Raw genomic sequence first — 17276 nt, 5'->3', positions numbered from 1 at the left:
CTATCTATAATTAAGGTAAATACGGGCTCAGCTGCGACTTAAGATAATGATATCGTTGCAGATAGAAATCATTTAAATTATCTTCTTTTACAATAAGCCAGGTAACACTAGCCTCGGTATATTCATTTAACTTATAATGACACAAAGAAATGTTGAGAATAGTTTCATCTAGATCATTTGTCGGGAAAGTCTTTAATATGTTTAGCACTTCCAAAGCTTTTTTAAATTGCCCTTTTTCCAAAAAAATGGCAGCTAGACATCCTGGGCCTCGATGATCATACGGATTTAAACCAACATAGGCAGAAAAAACAATCTCAGCTTCCTTAAATTGGAAGTCAGTATAAAACTTAACCCCTAATTCATAAATTGATTTTAGTTGAGTTATTGTGATTTTCTGCGACTTACGCATAGCTGCAATATCTTTTTCAATGACTGTGCCACTCAATAGCTCAAAAAAGTCATCACAGGTTTCACCTGGGCGTATTGTATTTTTTTTCATATAAATTCAATCCAATTTTAACGGTTATTTTACCCGCCGCTGAGTTCGATATCTGTATCCTTGGCGACTTGTAAGATAAAGGCATCAAGTCTAGTTGAAGATTTTACTGCTAATATGGATTCTGGCAGTGATATACCTAGTCTTAAAGCCCAAATGATGGCATGACGTGGATTGTGAATAGCCAATAATGCTACTCCAAGTTTTTGGGTGCACATATTTTTTGACACATTAGAATCGAGTTTAATTCCTAGTGTACTTGACCAGAGATATTGACTTTGATTGAGATATTGCTTGCTCAGCAGCCAAGATCGATCACTTGCGTCACCTTTGCGAGCTTGGTATATGACTACGCTACCCAATACTTTCACTAAAGCAGTAATTTTTGAACGTCTAGGTGTAAACCATACCTGTACCTCACTCTCGGTTAGTGTTGTAAGCACACTATATTGATCCGGGGAAAGTCGCCGATTGACCAGTAAATAATGTAAGTATGTTTGATGAAGTTTTTTATACTTTTTCATTACCCGTATTCTGAAAAAAATAACTGACAGTTAATGTATCCAACTCTGAAACTAAGCCTTTCAAAAAACGCTCAATATTCAACTTATTTTCACGTTCGATTTCATCAAAGCTAAAAATAATAACCGAGACTCGCTTATTTTTTTCCCCAGTGACGATAACACTGCTCCGTAGCACATTGGGAATAACACTAATTTTGTTATATATTTCGCGGCTCTCAAGCAAGTTTCCCTTCACTATCTCTAACTTACTCAAGCTAGCAAATTTTGACTCAAGCAGATCATTGAGATCTTCTCGTTCAAAATAGAAATTGAATTTTGTTAACACTTCTCTCGCCTGAGCTAAGTGATCTTTATCAACATAGACAAGATGACGATCCTTACTAATAGATAAAGAAGCGGAAACCTGATATCGGGCCAGCAGAACAACCACTTTGTTCGCTGCATCAGCGGAATCAAAATTGGCAACTTCTACTCGGCCCTGATCATTACATCCAAAGAGTACAAGAAAAACTATCCAGTACAGTTTTTTCATCACTGGGCCTTCATGACATCATTTATTGCAGTGGCAGACTTCGAAGCAATTTTAGTTACTGTTTCCTGATACATGCTGTAATGAAATACCGATTGCTGTAAGGCCAACGTATCCTGCAAGGTAATCGTTTTGCCATCATTTATCTTCTGTAAATTATTCATAATCTCTTGAAAACCTTCACCAATATTATTAAAGGTATCTTCAAATACAGAAGGTTGTATCGCTTGTACATTAAGATCTACCATTTCTAAACAACTCTTTAAATCAATACGCTTCACAATGTTTGATATTTAACCGCTGCCATCGTTAGCAAGCAAATGAACAAACTGGAATCAAAGTGAAAAAACACGAGTTTAAAAATAACTTTTTAATACAATGAGTTAATTAATAGACCCCGAGTTATTAGTTAAACTCCTAACCCGTCATATCCAAATATATGCGCTTTAGGAAAGTATTTATCGGCTTCAGTTTTACGCTTTACCCAAAACTTCAACACCTTTCCTTCTCTAAGTAAGTCATTTGTAGTCGAACAGCTTCGCTATGGCCTACAACATAAATATTCTTAATACTTTATCGGGTAGACAATTGATTGCTAAAAGGGCTATAGATGACACCATTAGTCACATGACGAACACGCGTTGCGTTGGATTTAGAATCAATAGCCACTTTTTCAGTGCATTATGGAGCCAGCTTAGTCGGATATACTGGAGACAGTTGATGAACAGATAATAATGAAAGAACATTAAAATTAACTAAATCATTCCTCTTGAATCATCAACTGCAGAAATTTCATTCCTGAATAATGATGTAAATTACTGGCTAGACTTTGATATATGCAACCATGTTATTGAACAGTTTCAGCTTACCGGCCAACACTCGTTCTACATTAGCGATATCTGCGGAAAATTCTGTCACTACTGTTAATTTCTCTTTCTTTATATTGAAGAAAACGTCTTCATCAGACATGAGACTCTCTATTATTTTAGGCGCTTTATTTTTAAGCATGCGTTGATCACGCAAGGGGATTTCAATAAAAGTTTGCAATGTTCTATCATTTATATAAACAAATATCTCCTCTCCGCCATTCAATTCGATTGCGATAGGATCATCACCCTCGATGCGAGATAATAAGCTTGGTGACACATTAAAATCATCTACGAGTGTTTTATAAACAATTTCTCTGAGTTTTTTCATAATACCTTCCGTTTAAAAGTTAATATTTAACTATTCAATGTTAGAGTTGCCCAAAAAGCAGATGGAATTGATCATAAATCCCACCGCCAACTTGTGTAAGTAAAACGATAAATACAACTAATTTAGCCGCCATAGGTAAGCCTGGATCTTGCACACTAAACACAGTTTGCAACAGACCGACAATAACTCCCGTGACGACAAAACTAAGCGAAAAAATAATAATCGCACTCTTGAGAATGTCTAAGCATGCCGCTGTGACATCAATGACGGTCATAATAATCCTCAAGAAAGTTAGTCACTTTGTTATCCTCAAACTGGAATACGTAGTACTTATTGCGAAAAAATACTCGATAGGTGTTCAATTGCGCATATTGGGTAAAATACTCGGGTGCGATTTGGTAATGCAGCATCAACGAAGACAATACAGGTTGGACAGTCATGCCTGCACTCACAGCTCCAATCGCCACAAGTTTAGAACCTAGACTTGGTAATTCCATCTGAGTTACTAAAACTGAAGATTTTTCCTCAATAAAAACCTTATTTATGTGCTGACCTCCCTCCTTTACTTCTAAATTTGAATGAACTGGTACAAAAGCTTTAATAACCGGGTCTTCTTTCTTCTCTCCGGCGGATAAGCCTTTATTAGCATTCGATTCTCGCTGTACTCGAGCCAAAACAGGTACATTAGAGTGAGCAACTGTTAATTCTGATTGCTTTTGAAGATTCACTCCAGACTCCCCCTCCATAGCAGCCAGCTGACTTATTGGTGGTGATTTAATTGGTGACGACAGAGTCGGTTGAGGCACTGCCGCCATAGACTGGGGTGGTGTCGTCAGTGAGCGCGTAGCCTGTTCTGAATTCACAACTGGTTGCACTACTATCAAGGATTTACCAACCAGCGTCGTTGACACTTGAGCATTCGCTCCAGACTCTCGTCCGATAACAGCGGATGGCTGACTTATTAGTGGCGACTTAATTCGTGACGACTGAGTCGGTTGAAGCACTGCCGCCATAGACTGGGGTGGTGTCGTCAGTGAGCGCGTAGCCAGTTCTGAATTCACAACTGGTTGCCCTACTATCAAGGATTTGCCAACCAGCGTCGTTGACACTTGAGCATTCGCGCCAGACTCTCGTCCGATAACAGCGGGCGGCTGACTTATTAGTGGCGACTTAATTGGTGACGACTGAGTCGGTTGAGGCACTGCCGCAATAGATTGAGGTAATCGCGTCAGTGAGCGCGTAGCCTGTTCTGAATTCACAACTGGGCGCTCTACTATCAAGGATTTGCCGACAGGCGCCTCTAACACTTGAGCATTCACTACTGACTCAAACCCCATTGCCGTAGTAGGTTGCTTTATTAGTGACGACTTGAGTAATGGCTGAGAAAGTTCAGACTTTGCCCTCAGAGGGAGCGTAATCTTATCCGCACCTACTGTTGACTGAGCTGTGTTCAAAGACTTGCTGACTGGCACCGTTGAAGATGACACCTGGGTATTCATCGCAACCTCATCAGTGTTGCTCACTTTTAACTGAGATTGAACATGATTCGCTACTGGTATTGCACGTCTAGGCCGCTGCAAATTAGCCACATTTGCTAATGGTTCACTGGTCTCGAGTTTAAGCCGACTGCCACTAACTGCATCAGACGAATGGATTCTGATAGCTTTACTCGCCGAAAATATATGCTGCCGAAGTGGTACATAAGCCGTGACAGGTACAACATGCCCCCAAATAAAACCCTCTTCATGCTCAGCCTCATGGCTTTCAATGGCCTCCTTTTCACCATCAAATGTTGATGCATCATGAGAAGAAGCCTGCCGTTTTGATAGATTCAAAAGCTGTTCAAATTCGCTCTCTACTGGGCTCAAACAGGCTATTTGGGCAACTGGGGCAAGTCTATCCATCTTTGTCATTTTGTCACTCATCTCTTAACTGTTCTTGGATCTCAGCTAAAGCGTCCTTTCGTTTTTCTTGCCTTCGCTTTTCAGCGATAACAAGGGCAATCTCGGCAGCTAATTCATTAGCATTTTGCTGGGTCACAGACGCATCGAAGAATAAAGACTCGATATGAGACTTAACGCTTTCTCTTCGCTGAAACAAACGAGAAAGCCCATTTAATTCGTCTTTAACGACTAGACTTTTTAACTTTTGTTGCTCATTGGCGATTAATGCCCATGAGGCCTCTATCGAATCCAATAGCTCTTGATGCTTCAAATTTAGTTTGGCTAATTTACGTTGTTGCTTGCCAATTCTGATGTCAACTACATCAATAAGTTGACCAAATTCGATCCATTGCTTGGAGGGTTTCTTCATATTCGACCCCGTCGTAACCTTGCTTCAAAAACTCCATGATATATGGGAAGCGCTCTATCGCTTCGTCGGTCGCCAAATCGTTACCTTTCTCGTACTCGCCGACTCGGATTAACAATTCAACATTAAAATAGCGATACACCATATCTTTGAACTTTTCAGAAAGACTTACATATTGAGGATCCTGAACTTTATTTTGTAGACGGCTCTTGCTCTTTAGTACATCAATAGCAGGATAACGGCCAGTAGAAGCAATTGTCGTTGAGTAGACCAAATGTCCATCAATCAGTGACTTAACTTCATGTGCAATAGGATCTTCATCAATTTCTTTTTCAATCAATACCGTAAAAATTCCAGTCACTGAGCCATGAATAGAGTTACCACAATTCTCTACCAGTCGTGACAGTGCCAAAGAGACTCCGATCGGAATTCCGCCCTCGATGGGAGTACCATCTAACATGGCTTGTGCACGTGCAAAACGTGTCAATGAATCGAAATAGAGCACCACTTTCTTGCCCTGAGCCATGTAATGCCGAGCAATAGATACAGCGACTAAACCCGATCTCACTTTCTCCAACGGATTTGCTTCGGATGTAGACACTATAGTGATCGATTTTTGAATCACAGCAGGACCAATCTCCCCCTCCAAAAACTCAACCACCTCCCTTGCACGCTCACCAATCATGGCGAAAATCACCACATCGGCATCCATGTTATTTGCCATGATCGAAACCGTAGTAGTTTTGCCAGCACCTGCGGGGGCAAATAGGCCCAAACGCTGCCCTACTCCAATGGTGAATAAGCCATCAATAATTTTAATTTTTGTTGGAAAGACAGTGTCGATTGGTGCGCGAATATTAAGCGGTATAGGCTTATCGATAATGGGTAGATCATAGTAATCACCCTCACCGCCCAAATATTGTTCACCATACAATGACTCGCCATAGCAATTAATGACCTTACCAATAAGAGCGGTTTCATTCAGCGGGAAACAGAAGCGCCGTGGGGTAATTTCAACTTTACTTCCCCGTTGAATAGCCCCAGGCTGGAGCAACTTAATTTCTACTCTTTTACCAGTAATTTTCATTATCTCACCACGAATACGCTCATTAGCGACTGTGATAATGAAGCACTCCTGCCCCACAAAAGTATTTATACTGACATGACAAATCACTGTATCTTGATAAGATTCTTTAACCTTAAAAAAATGTTTGATCATGACTAGATAACCTTAAATGACACTGATACGTAACGTTTATATTTACGTTTAGTTTCCTTCTTACTCTTAAATAATTCACCTAACCAAGGAATACTTGAAAGGATAGGGACACCACTCTCGACACTATCAGTCACTGTATTGTCAAATCCTCCAAGAATAACGGTCTGCCCTGGTTCAATATAGACTTCTGATGTCAAAGATTGAGAGTTAACTCTAGGCGCCTGAGTCGCTCCGCCTTCTGTCTTATCATCACTCAGTGACTCTTCTATATAGCTAAATTTCGCCTGCACTTTTCCTGATGGCAATAAACGGCCAGTGACATACAAACTATTTTCGGCCTCAATTTTTTGAGTTGATACTTGCTTATCAGATATAAGTACAACTGTAGCCGTTTCTTTTTTACCAAAATGCCCTTGCTGGTTCTCTAAGACTAAGAGATTAGTTTCATATACTCCTCTAGCCATATTATTAGTATACAAAGCTTGAAAATTTTTGAAAAAATCTACTGTATCCGTAAAGGGTGGAACGATAATATCGTACAGACCTCGACTGCCATTCAACCATGAACTATTAACACCTAGTGCTTCAGTTCGTTCTACCGAAACATCATAAACCCGAAGGAAAAATAGCAACTGCTGCCGTTTAACATCAATAAGAGTGGCAATACGCTTAGCTAACTGGATCTCCTCAGGGGTACCACGAACTAGCAATGCATTACTTCCAGGTAATACCTGGACTTTAGAGGTAAACTCATCCTCTTCAAGCTGTTGTTTATCATTTTGGTTAAGTTTTAGTTTATAAGCGCGCTTAACCATTTCTCCATCGCTAATATTCTCAAACTGACCAATTTTCTCAATTGCCGATGAGATTAAAGACTGCGCACCAGGAAAAATAACATTACCGTCATATGAATCAATTTGGCGATCCATAACAGATATATAATCAAACTCGATCCGTGCCAATTCCAAATTATTACCATTCTCTAAAAACTGATTTTTATCAATCATATTAGAGTAGACAACAACGTCATTAACAAACTTACGTGTTCCTGAAATAAAGATAGAGTTGCCACTGCCCACGAGTTCAATTTTCGTTGTATTATTGGCTCTGAACGTACTCTTTAATTCTTTAAGCAGGCTAGCTGGTGTAATATTTCTGGGTTTAAATGCATGATTTATATAAGCCTGACCAGAGTGAACCGTTAGTGTCCCACCATATACATACCAATCAAAATCATAAACATCAGAAAGCTGGTCCAACAAATCGAGACCGTCACCAGAGAGTGTTTGAGTAATAGGCTGTTTAGCCTTTTTTTCTTCAATATCATCAACTAACTTTAGCTGCATATCCTTAGCTATTGCCGCCAAGGCGCCTTTCAAATCGATATCAGACTGCTTAATAAATACCTTTGCCTGACAAGTAAATGCCGTAAACAAAAGGAAAATAAGTAAGATTCTAGACTTCATCAAGTATCTCCTTCATACGTTCCTGACTAACTTTCATTTGTCTGATACTTTGATTAATAATGGCTTGCTCTACTATTTTCATCGTAAACTCTTCTTCAGTAACATAATCATTTTGCTTACTAGCGTGTACTTTTACTTGGCTATCGGAAAATTGTTCACTTAAATGTACTTCACCAGCAGCTTTGAGTTCTGACTCAAACTGAAGGGCATCCCTTTCTGAAGTGGTTTTAATTTGCTGACTATTCAATGTGACATTCAATAAATTAATGTTACTCATACCCTGCCTTTTTCATTATTTGTTTAAAAACATAAAACTGATCTTGTAACAGCCATAGGTTAAGAATAATAATCATGGTGATAGCTTTAATATCTGCTGTTGTACTAATAGATAAAGAAGCTTTTTTGAAAAAAAGGTCAACATAGCCACAACAAATAGTAATACACAACAACAGAACCATGTATTTACCAGTCACCATAGCCATCATAGTTAAGCTATCAGTGATGTAAAAATACAAAGTATCAAAACCAACATTAGCACCTTGTTCAATATTCTCTGAGATCACCGCCAGCAAAGGTCTAAAAACCACACCAGAGTCCAAGGCATACATCAAAAACATCAAAGAGCTAATCTTAGATAGCGCTTCAGACTCATCAGTAAAACGTTTATCTTGTACAGACTGTTCGTTAAGCAATAATAACTGTTGTATAACACTGCCAACCATACCACTGAGCCAATAAGGTACAGATGAAAACATAGCAAAAATAATAACGCTTAATACCCAAAAAGGAGTTGGAATATTTCCTAAATCACTAGAATCTATAACAATTGCAAGTCCAACAGCAATAGCAAGTGCCGTCGAATTATCAAGATAAAGACGTGTTGGATTATAAATTTTTAAAAATAAAAATAATCCTGCAAATAACAGCCAGTTAGGAAATAAAAGCATGTCCATATCACTGGAGTGCTCTAAATAAAATAGTCCAACTATCAGAAAAATAAAATACTGCGAGTTTTACAGGTGTCGATATTACCGTCGGTGATAACATAGTCATACCTACACCACTGAGAATCACGGCAATTAAAAAATCAATACTCACAAATATCATGTATAGCTTTAGGCCAAACTCGAAACCTTGATACAAATCTAAAATCAGATTACCAAGAAAATATTTTAGTGTATCACTCCCTGAGTCAAAATTAAGTGGAATGTCAATAATGCCAGTTAGTTCATTAGTTTTACGCTGCGCCCTCGCCAACAGTTCAGGGAAAAACTCAAATACATTGCTGACCAGATAATACATAGTCACTTGTTCTGGCTTTTTATCCTCAAATAGGGAGGATGATTGCAAGACGTCAGGGTCTATTCCTCCATTAATCTGCTCAATAAAATATGGCTTAACCCTCTCTAATCCGGGTTTTATATCAGGCCAAATACTATTAAGCGCCATTAATGCCGCAAGTAAATTCACTACTATTGTAGGTGGAATTTGTTGTGTACCCACCGCATTTTTAATGATGTTAAGTACAATATTATATTTAACATATCCAGAGAAACAGATAAAAAAGACGGTAGACAACAAGATCAGAGTCAGGAGCAAAATTAAATTTGCTCCTGAAAATGCATTATCTGGATTCAATAATTGCAACATCTATAGCACTCTCTATTGCCCATAATGCATTATAAAATTAAAGTTAAATGTTTCTTGCCGCTGCAGAAATAGAGTCTTTAATTGATTTTAATGTAGTTGTTGAGGTTTGAGCGGTAATGCTTTGATCTGCCATTAACTGTTGTAGCGATAAAGAATCAGATGCACTCAAAATAAGTGTACCATCTTTATCTGGTGTAAATTTTCCATCTTTATCAACACTTCCAGTATGATCGGTAATGAATGTACTGACCTTATCGTCGGCATTATTAACTAAACCGCCAAAAACACCACTTATATACCCAGTTGATAATTGTTGAGCCATTTAATACATCCCTAGTTATTCATACGTTTATTTCTAATGCTTAACATGCCTACTTATACTTAACATGCCTACTTAATTTTACATACATGCACACATGCACAAACTTCTAGATAGCTCTAGAATGCGCAAAATATAAGCCATCTGCGCCAGGCCAAGCCAGTGAAAACTTCTGATAAAACACGGAAAAAGCTCATTAAAAGCACAATCAGCTAATGTATTAATTTATCCTTGGCGCTTTGCGCGTCTGTTGAACACGGCCAAAAACCACTGATTAATATGGTTTTTTAAAAAATCAAATTACCGTAAATCACAATGACCTGTATCTTCTGAACCTTTAAGCTGTAGGCCGCGCCGAACATTCTGCATAGATATTATCTCTTCCCATACATTTAAGTTAAATCAAGCTGCATGACTTATAGTCATTTATATGTTGAATCGACAATTTAAACTCATAAGACTTGCATGGTAACCTTTGCCTTAATATTTCATAAACAATCTTACAATTATATCTAACTAAATATACTAATATTCACTATAAATATTGCAATTAAAATTTTAGGTGTCTATGTCTCTTGTTCCAATTTCAATACGATCTAATCTTGGATTAAGTGTTTCATCGATCGAATTGAGTAATCTTGAAAATATAGATGTGAAAAGCATTAATAAAGTCGACATTTCTCGGTTAGACAAAACATTATTAGTAACAAAAAAGCCTGTTAAACGGGAAAAAGTTATAATATTGAAGGATAAAATTAGTGATGCAAAATATGGTCGAATTTTTGATGTAAAACGAGAAGAAATAAAAAATGAAGTATCAACACTTAGTACTAAAGGATTAACGAAAAGTGTATTAAAAGCATTCAATAAAGATAAACGGCTTGCAAGCATCATTCATAAGACTAATGATAAAACGATTGGCCAATCTGCTATCATTAGAGATTTCCAGCTCGTAGGGGTTAAGCTGACCACTCTCCCTAGCAATTATCGAGAATTATTTGAATTCATAAGAGCAAGCTTCTCAGATAATAGTGTGGTTGATGGCATTTTCAAAAAATATGAAAATCGTGGTCAACTTGATGAAGCTTTAAAACCTAACGCGACTAAAAAAATTCTCTCGATACTTTTTTCATTACCACAAAATCAACAACTGCTTGCCAATTATTTCGGTGGATGTCTTGATGTCACTTGGGATCAATCGAGCATACTGAAGAATATTCAAGTAGGTAAAGATGGGCTATGTTCAACGCTCGCCATAAAATGGTGTGCTGACAAACATCAGGGTGTTCACTTTTTTAATGATATGGACACAAAAGAGGGTTTAGAAGAAGTTGTTAACCTAAAAATAAACAAAGAAGTAGCATCATATTTGCAATCTAGTGGGTTAGCTGTCTCGGAAAATGAAACAAACCTTAATATAAAAAAGGCAGGTTTCCATTTATTGGGTCTTTCTCCCAAAAATAAAGGTTATGGACATGAAGTCGCAGCATTTATCGACGACCAAGCGAAACAGTACAAATATTTCGATCCTAATCTTGGAGAGTTTTCTTTTTCAACGTCAGAAAAAATGAAGTCATTTATTCTGACTTCATCGACCAGAATATATACAGACTTAAAGCTGGATCAAGACTTAATATTAACTGCAGTTGAAGAAAATAATTAGCATAGCTCCGAACATTTCTCTGATTTCCCAGTAAAATCCACTTTTCAAAGAAGGAGGTCGTCATTGCGACCTCCACTATCTGCAACTCTTAATGGAGAAATATTAACCTAGCCTTTTTCACTTCAATTGGTTGCTCGCAGCTTTATAGTGAGGATATTGAGTAACCATTCACTTCCCGACCATTTTTGTCCAGCCGTTTAACACTAACCAATACCCAATGACTATTCAAATTAATGAGTTTTATTTATTATAATCAACATAACGTTGACCATAATAATAAGGACCATGTTGTTGCTTAAACTCACGAACCTCCCTAGAGCGTTCGCTATTGCTCCTCGTTAATCCTATCTGTTTTGCATCAATAGGCAGATAGTCATATCTTCCATGTGAATTTTTGACTTTCATAAAATTATCAGGCTTTACATCAAAAGGTCTAAAACCTGCTTGTTCCATCATAACCAGCACTGAATATGGAATTTTTTCATGATTATCTAGATGCTTTGCACCTGGTATTTTTTGAAAAGTAAACACTCTTACTCGTGGAGAGCCACATACTCTATCATCCCTCATAGTAATAAGGTCATTGTTCGCAAAAATTGCATACTTACCATCATAGAAATTATGATTACGATATACATCATTTACTCTTAAGTCGGCATTAGTTAACGCTCCCCACGTACTATCTTGTTTAAAGATCTTATACCCTCTCCCTGTTTTTTTATCGATAAATACTTCTCGATTTGTCCCCTCAAATTTTTCATATTTTCCCGCCTTAGCCTCCTCTTTTAATTGAGATATTGTTTCTGGATGACGGATGTTTATTGAGTCAACATGACTTGACAGTGCTAGATGCAATGGCAGAACTTCATGCTGCAGTTGTGGCTTCAACCTTGGTCTTGGTAGTAGTAGTTTTTGTGGTGTAGCTAGCTTAGCTAAAAATGTGGCTATTACTTCCCTTTTTTGTATATTCAGGCTCCTTATCAAAGTTTGCTTTAAGCGTAAAATATCCACATTACGAACACTTTTTACATCCAACTTTTTTAATTCACTCGATGATATATTTAACCCAAGCTTTTCTCGAAGGGAAGGAATTATAATAAGTGACATATACACCTCTAAATTTGTTGATGAAAAGCACACCATCTTCCACGAAGAATGCAATCAATGACTATGCAAAATATACATTAATATTATTCTCATACTACAAATGGCTTTAGTTTATAAATATAAAAACATTAACCACATCTTAAATAACATCTGCAATAAAAAACCACTTTTAAAAGTGGTTTTTTATTAACACTGAGACATTGTGATATCAATTAATGCCAGAGACAAACTCATTACCTACGATAAGTCGTTGCCATCAAGTCTGTGATTTTTTTATCTGCATCAGAAATGGCACTCTTTAAACTACTATACATTTCATCATGCTTCATAATTTTATCATTTTTATCCAATACACCTTTATTTATTAGCATATTGGCTATATATGCCCCCTGTATCACTTCAGGTAAACTATGATGCACAGGCTGCTTTACGCTATCACCAACTAAGTGGTCTAAGCATACATCAAGCACTTGTTCGAAATTAAATGTAGCATTGGTGGCACGACAGAGTTTAGCTGTCTGAATGGTATAATGCAGAGCATTTCCAGATACACCTGCAGTGAAACCCTCCATATCAGGACGGCTGAAATTATCCATATTGAGGTTTACAGCTAAATCAAGTATATCTTGGCCTAACGTATCGATATTATTTTGATACATTTTTTCGTTAGGCTTAAAATCAAAATGTAACCCCCCAGAAGCTAAAATCCCCTCATTAAATAAGCCACTTTTACTTTTACTGGAATCGACAGGGTCCCGCATAATACCTTGCAAGGCACCACCAAAAAGCTGACCTAAATCAACTGGCTCACCTTTTTCACTCATAAATGCGTTTAATGCATAGGTTTCATGGAGCTTAGCGCTTGGTCTATCTAAAAGGCTGCTAGGAAAGCCAAAATTCTCAACTAATATCTTATTATTTCTTGCTTCAGTTTCATTTTTAACAACCGCAGCATCACCAGGAAACTCTAACACTAAATTTTCTGGTTTCAAGAGTTTGTTTGTATAAAGGTTATTACCTTGAGTGTCCTTCAATGCATCTTTAGTTAATTTTTCAAATAAGTGTTTCTCTTCACTTTCATTCAATTTTTCATTTTTTGATAATTTGTCTCTGATTGTGTTCAAACGTTCAGATAACTCACTTTGATTAGAATTCATAAACCCATCAAAACATACTGATAACCGTGAAAAGATCTCTGCTTTATGCACTAATGTAAATTGATCAGATGTCACTTTGACAGGCTTACTTTGATCGCATTGAAGAAAGTTTTTCACATATACCTTCTTCCCACTTAGATCTACATCATCTGTTGCCGTATTAAGAATATTAGTTAAACTAGATGCCATTGCATCGAGAGCCCGTTCAGAAGCAGTACTTTTACCATTTATTAATTTATTTTTAATTAAAGAAGAAAAAATTTCACTGCCGCTTTTTAGTTCTACTTTTACTTTTTGGTAAGGTTTTGGACTCAACAATTTACTTAAAGAAACAATGGGATCTTTATTCTCAATGTGGGAAATTTTTTTGACATCTAAATCAATATTTTTTTTATCCATGATTTCAGATGTTTCAGTCTGTCCGCATGCAGCTAGTTTGTTTAATGAAAGCATAATATCTCCTAGAGGTTGAGCTTTAATTATCCATCATCCTGCACATCAATATCACCAGATTACTTATGAAAAAATCCGTAAAAAATAACTATCACCGAACGACATGTATAACAACCAACAGTCGCGCTTATACCAAGATGTAAAAGTGACTTTAAAGGAGCAAAAAAAGCCTTATCCTTGGCTCAAATCTCTGTAGAGAAGCCCATAAATTATAGAATACTAGTAGAATATTTAAGACAATCTTGCGTATGATTTCATTTCGTTTCAAGGTTGAATTTGAACGTGAAAAATTACACTAAAAATCTTTTAGATTGAATCAACTATTATTTTAAAAAACAAAAGTCAACCAATATGAATCTTGGCACGCATAAGTTTAAATTTACGTGAAATATAATTTTAAAAAAACTTATTGAAAACGACTATTGCTCCTACTGTTAACATAGATGCAAGAAGAGCAGAGAAAAAACATACCAATAAAAAATATATATTTCTCATTGGTATGTCAGTACGAATTGATAAATTTCGTTCGATTGAATATGGAGAAACATTGATATTACTTAAGGATTCTTTACGACTCTGCTTAATATTCTTTATCTCAAAAATCGGATATTCCTCTTCAATTAAAACGCCTGAAACACTTTCATCCAGAATCAGTATATAACCTTCTTTAGAAATGGTTTTTATTTCGCACGCTAAGTTATCAAATTGCGCAAGAGATTTTCTTAAATTAGAAATGGCTTTGGTCAATGATGTTTCACTCACGAAAACCTTACCCCAAACTTTTTCTTGTATATACTCCTTACCTACAACTTCATTTACATGATCACATAGTAGTTTTAATATTACAGCCTCACGTCCACCTATGCTAACTACATTATCCTCAGTGCTAACCTGTCTTTTAAGCACATCAAAAACCATCTGATTTCCTAACGCATAGTTTCTTGCCATTGCTATTCCTCCTAAGAATTACTCGTTCATCACAAAATTAACTCAGAGTTACATTGTGGTCTTTTTTTCAGAATAAAGTAATAAAAAATCGCCAAAAAAAGATGAATTAACCAGAAAAAAATCGAAAAAAACACACTCAAAAAACAAGGTGCGGACCTTTTGCAGCTTTGAAAACAATGGAAAAACAAACGAAACCAAATGTATCAAGCTGCCGAATGTAAATACTAATTATTAAGATTACAGTACATTGTGCTGATATGCTTAGAAGGTGATAAGGAACTACGGGAACCCCAGAGAATATAACTAACAAAAACCTAAATATTCATACTTTAAAATATGACACACTTTATTATACTCACCTTAATTATTTTAAATTAAAAATTTACCTTTAGGAAAGTTTAGTGTTGAAACTTAATTTATTAATGTGTACACATATGTTTATGTTTACAAATCTATATACATTAAGTCATAAGCCAGGCCCAAAATATCTACTTAGACCCGACTTACTATTTTTAGCTTAACTGTTAGAATAACCCAGTTTTAATTGTAATGTTTTTATTAACTCACTCTGTTTTTTGACCAAAGCCTCCTGTCCTAAAAAGGTAAAGTCTTCAAATCCAGTTTTCATATGAATCGATAGAAATCTTGATATATCTGCTTTAAGACTGTCGGCTCCATGGATGTTTTCCATGAATTGCTTTTCCAATTTTGCCTGCGCATCTTTACCATTCTTAGTAGCGAATCCTTCCATAAAAGGCATTTCTGTAAGAACTTTGAGTGCTGACTGACGGTAATTGCTACCTAGTAAATTCAATTTTTCTTCATTTGTCGTCAGTTGATTGGCTGTGCGACGAGCCCCATCTAAAATGGCTTCCCCTTTTTTCATCTCAATGGCGCCACGGCTACTATCCGAGCGGAAAAGCCGTGTTTTTCCTGAATCGAGGCGACTCATCGTTTCAGTGGCAACACCTTTACGCTGCGTCTGGAAAGGCTGATCAGACACAACATCGGCTCGCTTCCATAGATCAGGAAAACGTTTCACTTCGGCCCAATAACTTGAAATCGATTTAGACTGCCCGTTCATTGCCGCCTCTAACGCATCAATATCCGCATACTGCCCATATTGATCGAGTAAAATGCCTTCCCAATTAACCTCCATAGCATTGACAACATAATCACTAATTTGTTGGCAGAGCAACTCTCTATTAGCTTGATTCATATTGGGCGCTGTTTTAAGTAATTCATCAGAGTAGAGTTCATCCATGGGCTCATTTTTTGTTACAGGTGCCTGAACATCATCATTTTTGATTCCAGTAACTGCTTTTTTAAGGTTGTTTTTATTGAAACCTGTAATTGCATTTAGCAAAGCGTCCTTTCCTCCACCTGACGGCGCAACCACGTCACTTGCCATCGCACCTACTGGCAGGATCGGAGTCGGTGGCGGCAAAGGTGGCGGTGGCGGTGGCGGTGGCAATGTACCACTTGCCATAGTTAATACGACAGGAGGCTGAATATCTCCTTGCACTGTGGATGGTGCAGTACTTTGGCTGGATAAAACCATCCGAGCGTCTTGCATTTTTTTCAATACTTCTTGTAAAAATGAAGTATCGGCATTGGGCGTCACAGGTCGCGCTTTCTGATCTGCCGTTACCGATCGCAACTCAACGCCATCACGAATCGCTTGCATTAATGACAGTCTAGAATCCGCATTTTGCTGCGGCGCTGTAACTGCCATTTTGGCAACTTGGGCTGGTTTGGCTAACTGAAGCGGTTTATTCGCAACTGACTTTTCTTTGCCATTCTTCGAGCGAGATTTAAGACGGATAGATTGAAACAGCGATAAAAAACGCTTTTTTATACTAGGCCTATTACTCACCTGCTTAATCTCGAGTTTATCAGTTGCGGCGTTACTGACGCCCTCACTCTTGATATCTGATGAAGGTGGATTGATGATGTGATTGGAAATTGGCATCCGGTACTCCTCTGGTCATAGGCTCACTAGTGTTTGAAATATGTGAGCAATTAATTATCTACTCCATCACTATATAAATAAGTAGAAAGGGGACACACAGACTTTGTCTGAAATATTCTGAGTAAAACTGGAATGACTTAATCACTCTGTTTATTTAGACAGGTAAAAAGTAATCACTAGTTAGTTAAAAATTAGGATTGCTCAAGTAAATTAATCATTTTTTATTCATCATTTGCCATTAACCATTAATAAAATTTTCATTTATT

General features: G+C 37.1%; 19 protein-coding genes. 1 reads left to right on the top strand and 18 read right to left on the bottom strand.

Features of this window, described 5'->3' with window-relative positions:
- Nucleotides 1-10: 10 nt before the first annotated feature.
- The 14 genes from HUB64_RS21795 to HUB64_RS21730 all read right to left on the bottom strand — a co-directional run bounded on the left by HUB64_RS21795 (nucleotide 11) and on the right by HUB64_RS21730 (nucleotide 9713).
- Nucleotides 11-499, bottom strand: coding sequence for a M48 family metallopeptidase (locus HUB64_RS21795; protein ID WP_173248278.1), 489 nt, complete (start codon nucleotides 497-499; stop codon nucleotides 11-13).
- 29 nt (nucleotides 500-528) lie between these two features.
- Nucleotides 529-1020 (bottom strand): regulator, encoded by a 492-nt coding sequence (locus tag HUB64_RS21790; RefSeq protein WP_173248280.1) that lies wholly within the window; start codon nucleotides 1018-1020, stop codon nucleotides 529-531.
- A complete protein-coding gene (locus HUB64_RS21785) occupies nucleotides 1007-1552 on the bottom strand; it encodes a type III secretion protein (protein ID WP_173248282.1) in 546 nt (181 codons plus the stop codon). The genes HUB64_RS21790 and HUB64_RS21785 overlap by 14 nt, the downstream gene beginning before the upstream one ends.
- Nucleotides 1552-1830, bottom strand: coding sequence for a type III secretion system inner rod subunit SctI (gene sctI / locus HUB64_RS21780; protein ID WP_263162474.1), 279 nt, complete (start codon nucleotides 1828-1830; stop codon nucleotides 1552-1554). Before sctI ends, HUB64_RS21785 begins: the two co-directional genes overlap by 1 nt.
- A gap of 541 nt (nucleotides 1831-2371) precedes the next feature.
- Nucleotides 2372-2746 (bottom strand): hypothetical protein, encoded by a 375-nt coding sequence (locus HUB64_RS21775; RefSeq protein ID WP_173248284.1) that lies wholly within the window; start codon nucleotides 2744-2746, stop codon nucleotides 2372-2374.
- Nucleotides 2747-2786: 40 nt separating this feature from the next.
- The gene (locus HUB64_RS21770; RefSeq protein ID WP_173248286.1) at nucleotides 2787-3020 is read right to left on the bottom strand and encodes a flagellar biosynthetic protein FliQ; all 234 of its coding nucleotides are present in this window, start codon (nucleotides 3018-3020) and stop codon (nucleotides 2787-2789) included.
- Nucleotides 3007-4659, bottom strand: a complete 1653-nt coding sequence (locus HUB64_RS21765) for a hypothetical protein (protein ID WP_173497861.1) — start codon at nucleotides 4657-4659, stop codon at nucleotides 3007-3009. The genes HUB64_RS21770 and HUB64_RS21765 overlap by 14 nt, the downstream gene beginning before the upstream one ends.
- A 4-nt stretch (nucleotides 4660-4663) precedes the next feature.
- Nucleotides 4664-5059: a hypothetical protein gene (locus HUB64_RS21760; RefSeq protein WP_173497860.1), complete on the bottom strand. Its 396-nt coding sequence runs from the start codon at nucleotides 5057-5059 to the stop codon at nucleotides 4664-4666.
- Nucleotides 5013-6275 carry a type III secretion system ATPase VscN2 gene (gene vscN2, locus HUB64_RS21755; protein WP_168826340.1) on the bottom strand — a complete coding sequence of 421 codons (1263 nt, stop codon included), beginning with the start codon at nucleotides 6273-6275 and terminating at the stop codon, nucleotides 5013-5015. The genes HUB64_RS21760 and vscN2 overlap by 47 nt, the downstream gene beginning before the upstream one ends.
- 2 nt (nucleotides 6276-6277) lie before the next feature.
- Nucleotides 6278-7741: a secretin N-terminal domain-containing protein gene (locus HUB64_RS21750; RefSeq protein WP_168826338.1), complete on the bottom strand. Its 1464-nt coding sequence runs from the start codon at nucleotides 7739-7741 to the stop codon at nucleotides 6278-6280.
- Nucleotides 7731-8018 carry a hypothetical protein gene (locus HUB64_RS21745; protein ID WP_168826336.1) on the bottom strand — a complete coding sequence of 96 codons (288 nt, stop codon included), beginning with the start codon at nucleotides 8016-8018 and terminating at the stop codon, nucleotides 7731-7733. The genes HUB64_RS21750 and HUB64_RS21745 overlap by 11 nt, the downstream gene beginning before the upstream one ends.
- On the bottom strand, nucleotides 8011-8688 hold the full coding sequence (locus tag HUB64_RS21740; RefSeq protein WP_242068364.1) for a type III secretion system apparatus protein VscT2: 678 nt from the start codon (nucleotides 8686-8688) through the stop codon (nucleotides 8011-8013). Before HUB64_RS21740 ends, HUB64_RS21745 begins: the two co-directional genes overlap by 8 nt.
- Before the next feature lie 7 nt (nucleotides 8689-8695).
- Nucleotides 8696-9391: an EscR/YscR/HrcR family type III secretion system export apparatus protein gene (locus tag HUB64_RS21735; RefSeq protein WP_168826332.1), complete on the bottom strand. Its 696-nt coding sequence runs from the start codon at nucleotides 9389-9391 to the stop codon at nucleotides 8696-8698.
- A gap of 43 nt (nucleotides 9392-9434) precedes the next feature.
- Nucleotides 9435-9713: a hypothetical protein gene (locus HUB64_RS21730; protein ID WP_014620520.1), complete on the bottom strand. Its 279-nt coding sequence runs from the start codon at nucleotides 9711-9713 to the stop codon at nucleotides 9435-9437.
- Nucleotides 9714-10278: 565 nt separating this feature from the next.
- On the opposite strand from HUB64_RS21730, the gene HUB64_RS21725 reads away from it, so the two are divergent.
- A complete protein-coding gene (locus HUB64_RS21725) occupies nucleotides 10279-11373 on the top strand; it encodes a YopT-type cysteine protease domain-containing protein (RefSeq protein ID WP_173497859.1) in 1095 nt (364 codons plus the stop codon).
- A gap of 240 nt (nucleotides 11374-11613) precedes the next feature.
- Here the strand turns inward: HUB64_RS21725 and HUB64_RS21720 are convergent, their stop codons facing one another.
- From HUB64_RS21720 to HUB64_RS21705, 4 genes are all read right to left on the bottom strand, one after another.
- Nucleotides 11614-12480, bottom strand: coding sequence for a hypothetical protein (locus HUB64_RS21720; protein ID WP_168826328.1), 867 nt, complete (start codon nucleotides 12478-12480; stop codon nucleotides 11614-11616).
- Nucleotides 12481-12713: 233 nt separating this feature from the next.
- Entirely contained in the window at nucleotides 12714-14090 is a 1377-nt protein-coding gene (locus HUB64_RS21715) for a hypothetical protein (protein WP_173497858.1), read from the bottom strand.
- Nucleotides 14091-14486: 396 nt separating this feature from the next.
- Nucleotides 14487-15038: a winged helix-turn-helix domain-containing protein gene (locus HUB64_RS21710; protein ID WP_173497857.1), complete on the bottom strand. Its 552-nt coding sequence runs from the start codon at nucleotides 15036-15038 to the stop codon at nucleotides 14487-14489.
- A 517-nt stretch (nucleotides 15039-15555) separates the two neighbouring features.
- Nucleotides 15556-17010 (bottom strand): WH2 domain-containing protein, encoded by a 1455-nt coding sequence (locus tag HUB64_RS21705; RefSeq protein WP_173497856.1) that lies wholly within the window; start codon nucleotides 17008-17010, stop codon nucleotides 15556-15558.
- Nucleotides 17011-17276: the final 266 nt, after the last annotated feature.

The sequence above is a fragment of the Shewanella sp. ISTPL2 genome, from assembly GCF_013283205.1.
Taxonomy (GTDB): domain Bacteria; phylum Pseudomonadota; class Gammaproteobacteria; order Enterobacterales; family Shewanellaceae; genus Shewanella; species Shewanella oncorhynchi.
This window is presented reverse-complemented; position numbering and strand designations above follow the sequence as displayed.